Source organism: Yinghuangia aomiensis, from assembly GCF_039542225.1.
Classification (GTDB): domain Bacteria; phylum Actinomycetota; class Actinomycetes; order Streptomycetales; family Streptomycetaceae; genus Yinghuangia; species Yinghuangia aomiensis.
The window spans coordinates 358426-372552 of the sequence record NZ_BAABHS010000005.1; the positions used below are offsets into that span (position 1 = coordinate 358426).

Annotated in this window: 12 protein-coding genes; 8 read left to right on the forward strand and 4 right to left on the reverse strand. The window is 70.1% G+C overall.

The window, feature by feature from the left end:
* The first annotated feature begins 26 nt into the window (after window positions 1-26).
* On the forward strand, window positions 27-1175 hold the full coding sequence (locus tag ABEA93_RS09525; RefSeq protein ID WP_345674927.1) for an alanine racemase: 1149 nt from the start codon (window positions 27-29) through the stop codon (window positions 1173-1175).
* Between the two features lie 20 nt (window positions 1176-1195).
* On the opposite strand, the gene ABEA93_RS09530 is transcribed toward ABEA93_RS09525, so the two are convergent.
* Complete coding sequence (locus ABEA93_RS09530; RefSeq protein WP_345674928.1) at window positions 1196-2188, reverse strand: LacI family DNA-binding transcriptional regulator; 993 nt, start codon at window positions 2186-2188, stop codon at window positions 1196-1198.
* Between the two features lie 195 nt (window positions 2189-2383).
* Here ABEA93_RS09530 and hisD point away from each other — a divergent pair, with 195 nt between their 5' ends.
* Window positions 2384-3751, forward strand: a complete 1368-nt coding sequence (hisD, locus tag ABEA93_RS09535) for a histidinol dehydrogenase (RefSeq protein WP_425584882.1) — start codon at window positions 2384-2386, stop codon at window positions 3749-3751.
* 309 nt (window positions 3752-4060) lie between these two features.
* Here the strand turns inward: hisD and ABEA93_RS09540 are convergent, their stop codons facing one another.
* The gene (locus tag ABEA93_RS09540; protein ID WP_345674929.1) at window positions 4061-4756 is read right to left on the reverse strand and encodes a GntR family transcriptional regulator; all 696 of its coding nucleotides are present in this window, start codon (window positions 4754-4756) and stop codon (window positions 4061-4063) included.
* Between the two features lie 116 nt (window positions 4757-4872).
* Between ABEA93_RS09540 and ABEA93_RS09545 the strand changes: the two genes are divergently transcribed.
* Genes ABEA93_RS09545 through ABEA93_RS09555 form a run of 3 tightly spaced genes read left to right on the forward strand, consistent with a single transcriptional unit; the run spans window position 4873 to window position 7717 of the window.
* On the forward strand, window positions 4873-5652 hold the full coding sequence (locus ABEA93_RS09545; RefSeq protein ID WP_345674930.1) for a (Fe-S)-binding protein: 780 nt from the start codon (window positions 4873-4875) through the stop codon (window positions 5650-5652).
* Window positions 5649-7085, forward strand: a complete 1437-nt coding sequence (locus ABEA93_RS09550) for a LutB/LldF family L-lactate oxidation iron-sulfur protein (protein ID WP_345674931.1) — start codon at window positions 5649-5651, stop codon at window positions 7083-7085. Before ABEA93_RS09545 ends, ABEA93_RS09550 begins: the two co-directional genes overlap by 4 nt.
* The gene (locus ABEA93_RS09555) at window positions 7082-7717 is read left to right on the forward strand and encodes a LutC/YkgG family protein (RefSeq protein WP_345674932.1); all 636 of its coding nucleotides are present in this window, start codon (window positions 7082-7084) and stop codon (window positions 7715-7717) included. The genes ABEA93_RS09550 and ABEA93_RS09555 overlap by 4 nt, the downstream gene beginning before the upstream one ends.
* Before the next feature lie 266 nt (window positions 7718-7983).
* Here the strand turns inward: ABEA93_RS09555 and ABEA93_RS09560 are convergent, their stop codons facing one another.
* A complete protein-coding gene (locus ABEA93_RS09560; protein ID WP_345674933.1) occupies window positions 7984-8772 on the reverse strand; it encodes a 3-hydroxybutyrate dehydrogenase in 789 nt (262 codons plus the stop codon).
* A gap of 309 nt (window positions 8773-9081) precedes the next feature.
* On the opposite strand from ABEA93_RS09560, the gene ABEA93_RS09565 reads away from it, so the two are divergent.
* Both ABEA93_RS09565 and cuyB read left to right on the forward strand, forming a co-directional pair.
* Entirely contained in the window at window positions 9082-10110 is a 1029-nt protein-coding gene (locus ABEA93_RS09565; protein ID WP_345674934.1) for a P1 family peptidase, read from the forward strand.
* Window positions 10107-10847 carry a cysteate racemase gene (gene cuyB, locus ABEA93_RS09570; RefSeq protein ID WP_345674935.1) on the forward strand — a complete coding sequence of 247 codons (741 nt, stop codon included), beginning with the start codon at window positions 10107-10109 and terminating at the stop codon, window positions 10845-10847. The genes ABEA93_RS09565 and cuyB overlap by 4 nt, the downstream gene beginning before the upstream one ends.
* Window positions 10848-10960: 113 nt before the next feature.
* Here the strand turns inward: cuyB and ABEA93_RS09575 are convergent, their stop codons facing one another.
* Window positions 10961-12454 carry an amidohydrolase family protein gene (locus ABEA93_RS09575; RefSeq protein ID WP_345674936.1) on the reverse strand — a complete coding sequence of 498 codons (1494 nt, stop codon included), beginning with the start codon at window positions 12452-12454 and terminating at the stop codon, window positions 10961-10963.
* Window positions 12455-12598: 144 nt separating this feature from the next.
* On the opposite strand from ABEA93_RS09575, the gene ABEA93_RS09580 reads away from it, so the two are divergent.
* A complete protein-coding gene (locus ABEA93_RS09580; RefSeq protein WP_345674937.1) occupies window positions 12599-13936 on the forward strand; it encodes a serine hydrolase domain-containing protein in 1338 nt (445 codons plus the stop codon).
* Window positions 13937-14127: the final 191 nt, after the last annotated feature.

Genomic DNA, 14127 nt, shown 5'->3' on the forward strand with positions numbered 1-14127 from the left:
TCGCCGAGAGGTCGAGGTCTTCCGTCGTGTCTTCCGCACCATTCCTCGAAACGTCGCTCCCGGCCCCGCTCGACGCGATCGCCACTCCGGCACTGCTGGTCGAACTCCCGCGTATGGAAAGCAACATCGCCCGGATGGCCGAGGCCTACGCGGCCGCCGGCGTCGCGCTGCGCCCGCACGTGAAGACCTCCAAGTGCTGGGAGGTGGCGCGGCGTCAACTCGCCGCCGGAGCCGTGGGGTTCACGTGCTCCACACCCGAGGAGGTCGACTGGCTCCTCGGACAGGGAGTCCCCGACCTGGTGTGGGCGCACGTACCGGTCGGCCCGGCGAAAGTCGCGTTCGTCGTCGACGCCGTGGCACGCGCCGACCGTGCCGGACAACGGCTGGCTGTCGCGCTCGACTCGGTCGCCGCCGGACAGCCGCTCTCGGAGGCCGCCCTGCGGGCGGGCGTCCGCGTGCCCTTCGTCCTGGAAGTGAACACGGGGCACGGCCGGGCCGGCGCCGAACCCGGGAAGGTGCCCGGCCGCGCCCGCGAACTCGCGGCCCTGCCCGGGCTTTTGCTGCGAGGTGTCTTCACCCACGAGGGACACTTGTCGCGCTACGTCGGCGACCGCGCCGGCCTGGAACGGGCCGGTCTGGGGGCGGGAACCCTCCTCGCCTCCCTCGCCGACATTTTGCGCACCGAAGGCCACACGATGGACATCGTCTCCGTCGGGTCGACGCCCGGGGCCACCTCGGCGCCTTTCGCGGAAGGGGTCACCGAGGCCAGGCCCGGGACGTATGTCTACTTCGACGCCAATCAGATGCGCCTCGGGAGCGCCGTATTGGACCAGTGCGCACTCACGGTCCTGGGCCGGGTCGTCAGCACGGAACGCCCCGGCGTCGTCGTGACCGATGCCGGCATCAAGGCCATGAGCTCCGACGCCATCGCGGCCGCGGGTTCCGTGGGCCTGGTGTGCGATGTGCACGGAGTTCCTTTGGCGGACGTCGAGTTCAGCGACGCGAACGAGGAGCACGGCTTTCTCACCGGCCCGGGCACCGCTGCCCTGAAGGTCGGCGACCTGGTGCGGATCGTCCCGAACCACGCCTGCGGGACCACCAACATGTTCGGAACACTGCACGCGGTGGCCGATGGAACCGTCGTGGAGCGGTGGGCGATCACCGCGCGGCACTGATCACCGGGCTGCGCGGCGCGTCAGACCGCGTTGTGTGAGCGTCGCAGCACCAGGGCGGGGGCGATCACGACGCGCTCGGCGGGGCGTCCGGGGTCCGCGATGCGGGCGAGGAGCATGCGTACGACCTCATCCGCCATCAGGGTCAGGTCTCCACGCACCGTCGACAACCCGAAGACGTCCCAGCTCGCCATCGCGATGTCGTCGAATCCCACGATGGTGAGGTCGTCGGGCACTCGGACGCCGAGAGCGGCTGCCGCGCTGCACGCGCCCATCGCCACGACGTCGTTCGCGCAGAAGACGGCGGTGGGGGGCGCGGGCAGGCCGAGGAGTTCGCCGACCGCCGCGCGTCCCGCGTCGTGGGTGAACGGCCCGCGGCGGACCAGCTCGGCGCGGAGCGGGATCCCGTGCTCGCCGAGAGCCGCGCGGAACCCCGCTTCGCGGTCTCGGCCCGTGCTCGTCGACGCGGGCCCGAACACGGCACCGAGACGCCGGTGCCCGAGGCTCGCGAGGAGTCCGGCGACCTGTGCGCCGCCGAGCTGGTTGTCCACCACACACGTGTCGGCGGGCAGTCCGGCGGCCTCGCGGTTGGCGAGGACACACGGGACCCCGCGCCGGACGAGTTCGTGCGGCAGCGCGGAGCCGACCTCGGTGGTGGTGAGCACGACGCCGTCGAGGGAGCCGTCGGCGAGGCGGTCTGCTTCCACGGGGTCGTCCACGCGGTCCGACACGAGGAGGGCCCGGTAGCCGGCCTGTTCCAGACGATCACGCAGTGGTTCCACCAGCTCCGGATAGAACGGGTTGGTCAGGTCGTCGGCCACCAACCCGATGCGTCGGGTGGCACGGGTGGCAAGGCTGCGGCCCGTTTCGCTGGGAACGTACGACAGCGCCCTGGCAGCACTCAGCACCCGCGCGCGGGTCTCCGGAGCCACCCCGGGAGCGCCCCGCAGAACCCGGGACACGGTCGGCTGGGACACGCCCGCCATCCGCGCCACATCGCGACTCGTGATCGCCATCGCCCGTCCCCTCCGCCATGGCCCCGCAGTGCGAGACTCTGCATACGCATGCAATCGAGAGTCTATCGGGCCCCACTTGATGGTCGGCCCAGCTTCGAACCGTTGACATGAATACGCATTCAAGCGAGGGTTGCGGATATCCCGCTGCGCTTCGCCGCCCCTTCATCCGTTCCCCTTCTGCCACTCGGAGCAGCCATGCCGACGCACATCACCGAAGCCGTCCCGGCCGTCCTTCGCCTCAAGATGCCCGCCGCCGCGCCGGTGCCTTCCGGGTCCGGCGGAGGGCCCGACATCGCGGCGACCGTGCGCGGCATCATCGAGGACGTGCGTGCCCGCGGCGAAGAAGCGGTCCGCGAGTACTCCGAGCGCTTCGACGGTTGGGCCCCGGACACGTTCCGGTTGTCCCCGGAACGCATCGAGGAACTCGTCGCCGGACTGCCGCGCCGGACCATCGACGACATCCGCACCGTCCAGGCGAACGTCCGTGCCTTCGCGGAGCACCAGATGCGCTCGCTCACCGACTTCGAGGTGGAGACGCAGCCGGGCGTCTTCCTCGGGCAGCGCAACACGCCGGTCGACGCCGTCGGCGCGTATATCCCAGGCGGCCGCTACCCGCTCGTGGCATCCGCACATATGACCGTGCTCACCGCCAAGGTCGCGGGTGTCCCGCGCGTCGCGGCGTGCACCCCCCCGATCCGCGGCGAGATACCCGCGGCGACGATTGCGGCGATGCACATGGCCGGCGCGGACGAGATCCACGTGCTCGGCGGCGTCCAGGCGATCGCGGCCCTGGCTCTCGGAACCGCCGCTCCGGACAAGGTCGACCTGCTCACCGGGCCGGGCAACGCCTACGTCGCGGAGGCCAAGCGCCAGTTGTTCGGCGAAGTGGGAATCGACCTTTTCGCCGGGCCGACCGAGATCCTGATCGTCGCCGACCGGCACGCGGATCCGTTCCTCGTCGCCGTGGACCTGCTCAGCCAGGCCGAGCACGGACCGGATTCACCCGCCGTCCTGATCACGGACAGCGAAGCCCTCGGCCGTGAGGTGTTGGCGCTCGTGGAGCGGATCCTGCCCGGCATGCCCACCTCGGACCTGGCCGGCCCGGCCTGGCGTGACCACGGCCAAATCCTCGTCACCGAGGACTTGGACGCGGCGTTCGCGCTCGCGGACGAGTTCGCCGCCGAACACGTCCAGGTTCTCACCGACAACCCGCGTCAGGCGCTCACCGCCATGCGCCACTACGGGGCGCTGTTCCTCGGCGAGGGCACCTGCGTCTCGTACGGAGACAAGGTCATCGGCACGAACCACACGCTGCCCACGCGCGGCGCGGCCCGCTACACCGGCGGCCTCTGGGTCGGCAAGTTCCTGCGCACGACCACCTACCAGGAAGTCACCAACGCCGAGGCGGCCGCGGAACTGGGCGAACTGTGCGGCCGGGCCTCCCGTGTGGAGTCGTTCGAGGGGCACGCACGCTCGGGTGATGTGCGGGCGGCCCGACACCACGGAACACCTCTCGCATGGGCCCCCTGGCACTCCTGGGACACGTCGGCCGCCCAGGCCTGACCCGAGCGGCACCGCGGCATCCGCGCAGGAGTGCGTCGGGTCCGAGCCCCCCTCCCCCACACGCGTGCGCCGGAAGCGCCTCCGCTTTCGGTGAACTCCCCCACCCCGCAGCAGAGTCACGGGGCCGCCGCACGGTATCGAACGGGCGGCGCAGCGAACCTTGCCAGGTCATGCGACGCACGTACGCCGGGGCGGAGACCGAGTTCCCCAGGGGCGCCGTGCCGCGCATCCGCCGGCTGAAGGCCCGTCATGGTGCGGAGAGTTGCACCCGCCCGGCGCAGGTGGCCTCCGGAAGGGTGCCGCGTGTTCTCACGTTCGCTCTGCGCGCGTGTGCTCGCCGCTTTGCGGCAGCGTGGGTTCGTTCGCCAATCCGATGCGGCGCCCCACCGCGGCAATGTGCTCGACGAGCAGGGCACGAGCATCGGTTGTGCGGCCCTCGGCCAGTGCGCGCGCCAGAACGGTGTGCTCGGTGATGTCCGCGGCAACGTGGGCCGCCTGTGCGGTGGAGGCGGCGCTGACGCGGATCTGCTGGTCCCACAGGGCCGCGTGGGACGCGGCGAGCACGGCGTTGCCGCCGGCGAGCATCAGCCGGGCGTGGAATTCCCGCGCCGTCTCCAGAGTCTCGCGGGAGGACGGCCCGCAGGGCATCCCGGCCTCCCGGGTGGCCAGCGCGAGCAGGTCCTTGCCGACGGCACGGACGGCGGCGTCCGACTGCATGGACAGGGAATCGACGGCGAAGAGCTCCATCAGCAACCGCGCCTGCAAGACAGCCGTGGCCTCCCCCGGGGTGACCGGGACGACCAACGCACCACGTTTGGGATAGAGGCGGAGGAACCCTTGGGCCTCCAATCGGAGGAAGGCCTCGCGGACCGGGGTGCGCGAGACGCCCAGCGCTGCCGCAATCGCTCCCTCGGACAGCAATTCGCCGCCCGCGTAGGCGCCGTCGAGCAGGCGATCGCGCAGGTGGTCGTAAACGAGTTCGGCAGCAGGCTGCGGCTTCGGCATGCGCCCATTCTGACGCGTCGACCCAGGATGCATCCAATCTTGCATCTATCCTTGCATCTATGATTCGCTCGTGACGCCCAAGCGGACCTGAGCCGCTCGTGGAAAGGGATCTGACCTTGCGCACCGCGCTCTTCGTGACCTGCGTCAACGATGTGCTCTTCCCGACTTCCGGCCAGGCGGCTGTCGGCCTGCTCCGTCGGCTCGGAGTCGACGTCGACTTCCCGCCGGGGCAGAGCTGTTGCGGGCAGATGCACTGGAACTCCGGATACCGCGCCGACACCGCGCGGCTGGCCCGCCACTTCGTCGAGGTCTTCGGTGACTACGACGCAATCGTGGTCCCTTCGGCCTCGTGCGGGGGTGTGCCCGCCGAGGCATACGCGCTGGCGGCCCGGAGCGTGGGAGACGAAAAGCTCAGCCGCGCGGTGCGTGCGCTGGCGCCCCGGGTACACGAGTTGACGACGTTTCTGACGGACGTCCTCGGCGTCGAGGACGTGGGAGCCTACTTTCCGCACACGGTCACCTACCACCCGACGTGTCACAGCCTCCGCGCCTCCCCCCTGGGGGATCGTCCGTACCGGCTCCTGCGGGCGGTAGCCGACATCGACCTCGTCGAACTCCCCGCGCGGGACGAATGCTGCGGCTTCGGCGGCACGTTCTCGGTGAAGAACCCGGCCGTGTCCGGGGCGATGAACGGCGACAAGGCCCGGCACGTCGCCGGGACGGGAGCATCCGTTCTGGCAGCCGTGGACAATTCATGCCTCATGAACATCGGGGGCCGGCTCGCCAAAGACGGCCACACGGTGCGCACGATGCACCTCGTGGAGATCCTCGCCCGAACCCGGGAAGACGGGCCGCTAGCCGGGCTCCCTTGCACAGGAGCGGGGTTCACGTCATGAGCCGAACCTTTGTCGGCTGGCCCAAGTTCCCCGAGGCCGCCGCGGCCGCCACACGGAACGGACAGCTCCGAGCGAACGTCCGCCGGGCAACCGAGACCATCCGGGGCAAGCGCGAGCTGTTGGCGGCCGAGCGTCCGGACTGGGACGACCTGCGTGACAGCGCCACCGCGATCAAGGACGAGGTGCTGGCGCATCTCGACACCTACCTGCTCCAAGTCGAGGAAAAGGTCACCGCTGCCGGCGGGACCGTCCACTGGGCCCGGGACGCCGCAGAGGCCAACCGCATCGTCACCGTGCTGGCCCAAGAAACCGGCGCTCGCGAGGTCGTCAAGGTCAAGTCGATGCTCACCGAGGAGATCGGCCTGGACAACGCCCTGGAAGCGGCCGGGATCCGCGCCAGGGAGACCGATCTGGCCGCTGCCATCGTGCAGTTGGGCGACGACCTTCCCTCGCATGTGGTCGTGCCCGCGCTGCACCGGAACCGGTCCGAGATCCGCGACATCTTCGTCCGCGAGATGGGCCGCCACGGCCGCCCGGCACCCGAGGGGCTGAGCGACGACCCGCCGCAACTGGCCGAAGCAGCCCGGTTGCACCTGCGGGAGAAATTCCTCACGGCCGACGTCGCCGTCAGCGGCGCCAACTTCCTCGTGGCCGAGACCGGGACGCTTGTCGTCGTCGAGTCCGAAGGCAACGGACGGATGTGCCTCACGCTGTGCGACACGCTCATCTCCGTCGTGGGCATCGAGAAGGTCGTGCCCACCTGGCGCGACCTGGAGGTCTTCCTCCAGTTGCTGGCCCGCAACGCCACCGGTGAGCGCATGGCCCCGTACACCACCACCTTCACCGGGGTGACGCCCGGCGACGGGCCTCAGGCCTTCCACCTCGTGCTGGTGGACAACGGGCGAACACATGCTCTGGCCGACCCTGTCGGGCGGCAGGCGCTGCGCTGCATCCGCTGCGGGGCGTGCATGAATGTCTGCCCCGTGTACGAGCGCACCGGCGGCCACGCCTACGGCTCCGTCTATCCCGGACCGATCGGCGCGATCCTCAACCCCCTGCTCAAGGGAGCGAATGACCCGCAGACCGCCTCCCTGCCGTACGCGTCGTCACTGTGCGGGGCATGCAACGAGGTCTGCCCGGTCCGCATTCGGTTCACCGACGTGCTGCTCGAGCTGCGGCACCAAGTGGCCGAGGAAGGCACGGTGGTGAAGCAGCCCGCGGAGAAGGCGGCGCTGCGTCTGATCGGCACGGTCATGGCGCGTCCGGCCGTCTGGAACGCGGCCGTGCGAGCCGCAGGCAAAGCCGGCGCCGTGGTGCCGAAGCGGCGGCTGCCCGGGCCGCTGGGCGGCTGGACGGACAGCCGACGTGTCCCCGAGCTTCCCCACGAGTCCTTCCGCGCATGGTGGAAGCGCACCAACGGAGGCACCAAATGACCGGCAGCGCCCGTGAGGAGATCCTGGCCCGGGTCCGGGCAGCCGTGGCCGACCTGCCCGACGAGCCGGTGGCCGTGCCGCGCGGCTACCTGCGCCACGCGCCCGGCGTGGATCCGGCGGACCGCGAGGCAGTGCTCACCCTCATGATCGAGCGGTTGGAGGAATACGGCGCGGACGTGCACCGCGCCTCCGCTGCGGAAATGCCGTCGAGCTTGGCCGCCGCCCTGCCGGCCGGCAGGGTCGTTGTCCCGGCAGGTATTCCGGAGCGCTGGCTGAGCCGTTGGGGCGGCGAGCCGGTGTCCGACGAGCCACCGCTGTCCAAGGAGCAACTCGACCGCGTGGACGCCGTCCTGACGACCTGTGCGGCAGCGATCGCCGAGTCGGGCACCATCGTGCTGGACGCGGGGCCGGGCCAGGGCCGTCGCGCAGCCACACTGCTGCCGGACCTGCACGTGTGCGTGGTCCGCGCGGAGCAAGTGGTGTCGTCGATGCCGGAAGCGATCGGTTCGTTGGATCCGCGCCGTCCCCTGACCTGGATCAGCGGCCCGTCCGCGACTGCGGACATCGAGATGATCCGGGTACCGGGCGTGCACGGACCTCGCCGATTGAGCGTGGTGCTCGTCGACGGATAGCACGAGGGGGAAGCAGCGCCCGCCCGGGGTGTGGGCGGGCGCCCGAACGAGGCTGGTTCAGGTCATGACCGCCTCGCTGTCCGCATGGGGCTACGGACTGACCTGGCTCCGGGGGTCTCTCGAAGCCTTTATGCCAGTCAACGGCGTCTTGGTTGACCAGGTCTTGTCCAGTCCGACGATGCCTTGGCGGCCGCTTCGTCCGGGCACCCAACTGTCCGCCCCGGGCCGCGAAGCAGTCGGGCGGACGCCGCGAACGAGGCCGCCGGCTAGCGTGCGGTCCAGCCGCCGTCGACCGGCAGAGCCGCGCCGGTGATGAAGGACGCGGCGTCGGTGCACAGGAAAGCGGCCAGTTCGGCGACCTCCGCGGGCTCGATGAGCCGTTTGATGGCCGTGCGTTCGAGCATCACGTCGCGGACGACGGCTTCGGTCGAAATCCCGTGCACGGCAGCCTGATCAGCAATTTGGCCGGCCATCAACGGCGTGCGCACGAATGCCGGGTTGATGCAGTTGGCTGTGACCCCGTGCGGCGCTCCTTCGAGGGCTGCCACCTTGGAGAGGCCTTCGATGGCGTGCTTCGCAGCTACGTAAGCCGACTTGAACGGCGAGGCGCGCAATCCGTGTACCGACGAGATGTTGATGACGCGACCCCAGCGGTTCGCGTACATGTGGGGCAACGCCCGGCGCAGGATTCGGAACGGCGCCTCGACCATGACCGTCAGGATCCGCCGGAATGCCTCGGGATCGAACTCGTGGATGGGCGCCACGACTTGGAAGCCCGCATTGTTCACGACGATGTCCGGGGCGATGCCCGATCGTTCCATTGCGCGGTCGAGGGAGTCCGGGTCGCCGAGGTCGACGACCAAGGCGGTGCCACCGCATTCCTTTGCGGCAGCGGCGGCCGGATCCGGGGCGCGATCGAGGACGACGACCTGTGCGCCTGCGGCTGCGAGGCGCATCGCGCAGGCCCGGCCTATGCCGCCCGCCGCGCCGGTGACCAGAGCCGTGCGTCCGGAAAGGTCGACGGCCGCTGCTGCGTTGATGGGGAGCTTGGACATGCCGCGACCGTACGGTCGTCGGCGGCAATCGCCTATGTCCGCCGGTTGCACAATCGGCCGGAGATTCGTCCGCCACCACCGATGGCCACCACCGGCCCATGCCCAGGGTCCGCGGACCACGGAAAAGATCCCTCCCTCCGCGGCCGCGCCGCTGCGCACGGCCGCCGCGGCGGCGGTGCAGCGGCGCTCGGGCGCTGGAGCTGCGGCCCAAGACCGCGCGTCAAGTTGGTTCGCCAGGACAGTGTTCGCCGCCTGGCGGCTCAGGAGAATCGGGGTAATCCGCCCCGAGCCAGAAAGGCCGTTCACGCCGTGCCTCCCTTCGCAGCATCCTCTCCCGGCAAGCCTCGGCTGAGGGATCTCGGACACCGGGTCGGTCCGCTCGCGCCGGGGCCTTCGAACGCGATCACGGACGTCGCCGGGGTGCGCGTGGGCCAAGCCACGGTGTTCGACCCTGACCAGGGCGTCTACTCCGGCGTGACGGCGATCGTCCCCACCCCGTTGCCGGGGGTGCGGTCGTTGCCGGCGGGCTTCCATGTGGCGAACGGCTACGGGAAGTTCGTCGGCGCCACACAGCTGCTGGAGCTCGGTGAGTTGGAGACACCGGTGTTGCTCACCTCCACGCTTTCCACGTTCCGTGTGGCTGATGCCTTGGTCAGTTGGGTGCTTGAACGCTCCGACCGACCGGTCCGCTCGCTGAACCCCGTGGTCGGCGAGATCAACGACTCGTGGCTGTCCGCGACGGTGGCGCGTCCGGTGACCTCCGACCATGTCTTCCAGGCGCTGGCCGCGGCCGACGCGGGTCCGGTGGCGATGGGCAGTGTCGGTGGCGGCACCGGGGCGTGCGCACTTGGCTTCAAAGCGGGCATCGGCTCGGCTTCACGTCGCATCAACCTGAGGGGCCGAACCGTCACCGTCGGGGCGCTGGTCCAGGCGAACATGGACGGCATCCTGCGGCTTCCCGGACGGACGGTCCCGCCCGAAAGCCTGGGACTCCCCGGTGCGGGGCCGACCAGCGCCCAAGGATCCTGCGTGGTGGTGCTCGCCGCCGATTTCCCGTGCGTCGCGGCGCAGTTGTCGCGCATCGCGGCACGCGGGGTCATCGCACTGGGCCGGGTCGGCGCCGCCTTCAGTCACGGCAGCGGCGATTACTGCCTGGCGTTCTCCACGGATCCCACCACGACCGGCAACCTCGAACCCTCGGAACTGGACACGGTTTTCGCCACTGCCATGGATTGCGTCGAGGAGTCGGTCATCGATGCCCTTCTCGCAGCGGATACGGTCACCGCGCCCTCGGGCCGAGTCGCGCACGCGCTTCCTCACGAGGTGCTTCAGGTATGACCGACGCCGAACGCCCCGGACGCCGCCTGGGCATCCTCGGCGGCATGGGCCCCTTGGCCACCGCCGACTTCTACCGGCGGCTGGTGGAGCGTACGCCCGCCGGCATGGACCAAGAGCACCTGCCGGTCGCGATTTGGGCCGATCCGCGTGTGCCCGACCGGACCGCTGCGTTGCTGGGCCTCGGCCCCTCGCCGGTGCCCGCGTTGCTGGAGGGCGTGCGCTGGTTGGAGTCGGCCGGCGCGGACGTGATCGCCATCCCGTGCAACACCGCACATGCGTACGTCGAGGACATCCGTGCAGCCAGCGGCGTCCCGCTCCTGGACATGATCGGAGCCGCCCTCGCGGACGCCCGGCGATGCGACGAGGACGTCACCCGGGTTGGCGTGCTGGCGACACGCGGTACGCGGTCCGCACGACTGTACGAGCGTGCCGCGGAGGCGCACGGTGTGACGATCGTGCAGGTCCCGGATGACGTTCAGACAGACCTTGTGGACCGTGCGATCCGCGCCGTCAAGCATGGGGCGGACTTGGACCAAGCGGCGCTGTGGATCGAGTCGGCGGCCGGGGTCCTGCGCGACCTCGGCGCTCAGGTCGCCGTCGCCGCGTGCACGGAAATCCCGCTGGTCGGCGCCCGAGCAGCGCGCGTGATTCCGGTCGTCGATTCGACCGCCAGCCTGGTGGAATACACCATGGCGCGCCTGTGGTCGCCATCGTCCGCCTCCCCAGCCCGACACTGACGACGGGCCGGTCGGCAAATCAGCTCAAGGGCCGACGTCTCGACCTGCGGCCCCAGAGTGGATCACCCTGGGGCCGTTCGGTGACCGGCCGCGCCGGCCGATGCACAGGGTTGTCAGCGGCGTACCGGACGGCCAGGCATCGCGTCGAGGCAAACCTCGCCGTCCTGCACCACCGAAACCCCGCCCACCATGACGTGCTCGTAGCCGGTCGACGGACGTGTGCTCTGCCGGTACGTCGCCTGGTCCGACACTGTGTGCGGGTCGAACACGATCAGGTCCGCGTCGCAGCCGACCTGGACTCGGCCCTTGCGACGCATCGCGGGAACACTGTCCTGGAGGATGCTCGCGGGGAGGTAACTGCACCGCGCGACGGCCTCCAGCCAGGTGAGCGCGCCCAGTTCCCGCACGTAGCGGCGCAGGACCTTGGAGAACGTCCCGGCTGTCCGCGGATGCGTCACCACGGAAGGCGGCAGCGGCCAAGCATGGGCGTCACCCGGCCCGGTCAGCCATGTCAGCGGCATCGCGTCCGAGCCGATGACCGTAGCCGGGAACAGGAGTGTCCGGTCGATCAGCGCCTGATCCTGCGGGTCCGTCTCGTCAAGGAAATGCATGATCGCGAGACCCCCTGGGTCCTCCGCGCGGAGGTGGCGCAGCCGCGCCGGGTCCGCGATGTGTTCGCCGGTCGGGGCGTACACGATGTCGCCGACGCCGAGCCCGGACGCGCCGAGCATGTCGGGGTCGAGGAAGTACGCCCCGATGGAGGTCATGCCCGCTCCGTACGGGTAGCCCTCGGTGGACACCCGCCCGCCTTCCGCCATCACCCGTTCCATCAACGCCATGACACGGTCGGTGTAGCGACGCGATGTGCCGGTGACGTGGCAGAAATGGGCGTGGACGCCTGTCTCTCCCGCGGCGCGTGCGATCTCCTCGGCACCGTCGATCGGGATATCCGGGATCTGGTCCACCAAGTGCCGAGCGTGGGTGTACGTGGGGACGGCCGTGTCCGCGGCCAGCCGCGAGACTGCCAGGTATTCCTCGGGGCGGATGCGCGGCGCGTATCCGACGATGACGCCGATGCCCAGGGCACCGGCGGCCAGATCGGCGCGCAGGACTTCGAGGAGCACATCGACCTGCCTGGCGGATGCTTCCTTCTGCCAGGACTCGTTCCCGAGTGCGTCCAGGGCGGCGCCGAAGCCTCCGCCGTGGAGAAGCCCTCCGACGACGGCCATGCGCGCCTGGGCCCATGACGCCGAGAACCCGTAGTTCAGTGGGCGCCCTTCCCCCGCCGCCTCTCGGTAGGCCGACGCCACCGGGGACAGACCGACCTCCAGATCGAGGGCGGTCGTGACGCCGTCGAGGGCTTGGAGGCGATGACCGGCGATGGTGTGGGAATGGCTGTGCATGTCGATGAAGCCAGGGGCGACCATCCGCCCGGTTACGTCGAGCGTTCGGCGGCCGACGATCGGCTCGGGAGAGACCGCGCTTATGACACCTCCGGTGATTCCCACCTCGGCGACACCGTCGAACCCTGTCTCGGGATCGAGGACGCGACCACCGCGCAGCACGAGGTCGTGGAGCCGAGGCGGGACCGCGTCATATGAGTTCATGAAGGCACACGTTAGGAACGCAAACGGCACCCGATGCTGTCTCACCGACCGAAATCTCCGATGTGTCTTTGTTGCCGCAAACCAACGTCGGCGCGTCGATCCTCGCGATAGTGGGACGGCCCTCGTCGGAAATGGAGTCACCGCATGCCCGAGCTTTCCGACCTCGGAGCGGCGCCGGACATCGCGCTCGCCACCCTCTTCGACCGCCGTGCCGTGCCAGGCGCGGCGGTCGGCATCATGCACGGCGACGAGGACCACGTCGCAGCTGAAGGCGTCCTGACGCTCGGGGCTCCTGACCAGGTGACGGCCGACACGCTGTTTCGCATCGGGTCGGTGACCAAGACCGTGACCGCCACGGCCGTAGCGAGCCTGGCCGAAGCCGGCGCGGTGGACCTGGCCGAACACGTCGCCGCGTATATCCCGGATCTGCGGCTGTCCGGCACCGAAGCGCGGAGCCGACTGCGGGTATGGCATCTGCTGAGCCACGTCGCCGGCTGGCAAGGCGACCAGTGGGTGGATACCGGTTCGGGCGACGACGCCCTGGAGCGCTTCGCCGTCGACGTCCTGCCGCACCTGCCGCAGGTGACCCCGGTCGGCCGCTGCGGCTCGTACAACAACACCGCCGTCATGCTGGCCGGGCTGCTGATCGAGCGGGTCACCGGCCTGCCGTACGCCGATGCCGTGACCGAGCAGGTGCTCAAGCCCCTTGGCATGGCGGCCTCGCGGTTCGCGCCGGACGAGGTTGCGCGCCTTCCACTTGCGTCGGGTCATCGCCTTGACCACGGCATGCCGGTCGCGGACCGCCTCGGCGACCTCCCGCGGGCGTTCGATCCGACAGGAGGGCTCGCCAGTTCCGTCCGCGACCAACTGCGCTACATGCGCTTCCATGTCGACGGAGCGGTCTCCGGCGGGCCGTCGCCACTGAGCCCCGCGGCACGGGCGGACATGCGGAGGGTGCGGGCGTCCCTGGGGCCCGACCGCGGGGTGGGGCTGGGATGGTTCGTGCGTCGCCGCGACGGCCGCCAGGTCGTCGGCCACTCGGGGAACGTCTCCGACCGCTATCTGACGACCATGCTGCTCGTGCCCGAGGAACGCTTCGGCATCGTCGTCCTCAGCAACGCCTCCGGAGGCAAGGGGCTGGGCGAGGACCTGGTGGAGTGGGCTCTGCAGACCCGTCTCGGAATGCCTCCGCTGCAGCCGCTTCCTGCCGTCCGGACGCCACTCGAACAGTACGAGGGCCGCTACCGCGCCGGAAGCTGGCGTATCGACATCACGCAAGACCACGCGGCGCTGACGGCCCACCTCACCTTTGACGACGACCCCACAGGTGACCCGCCCGTGCGACTGCGGCTGGTCGGCCCGGACGTCGTCGCGACCGAAGAGCGCCCCGGTGAGCCCGCCGGTGACTTCATCCGCAACCCCGACGGCTCCATCGGCTGGTTCCGTTGGGCGCTGCGACTCGCATCGAAAGAGGAAACATGACCCACGAGCTCCTGGACGCGCTGAACGCCCGGGTCCCGCAGATGCTGAAGGACCTGGACGAGCTTGAAGCTCCTATAGATCGTCAAGTGGTCTGTAGGAGCGGTGGTTGGGTGGTTGGCTGGCGGGTCAGGTGCTTGTAGATCTCGCGGGCGATGAAGCGTTTGAGGCAACGCAGGATGTCTTTCTTGGAC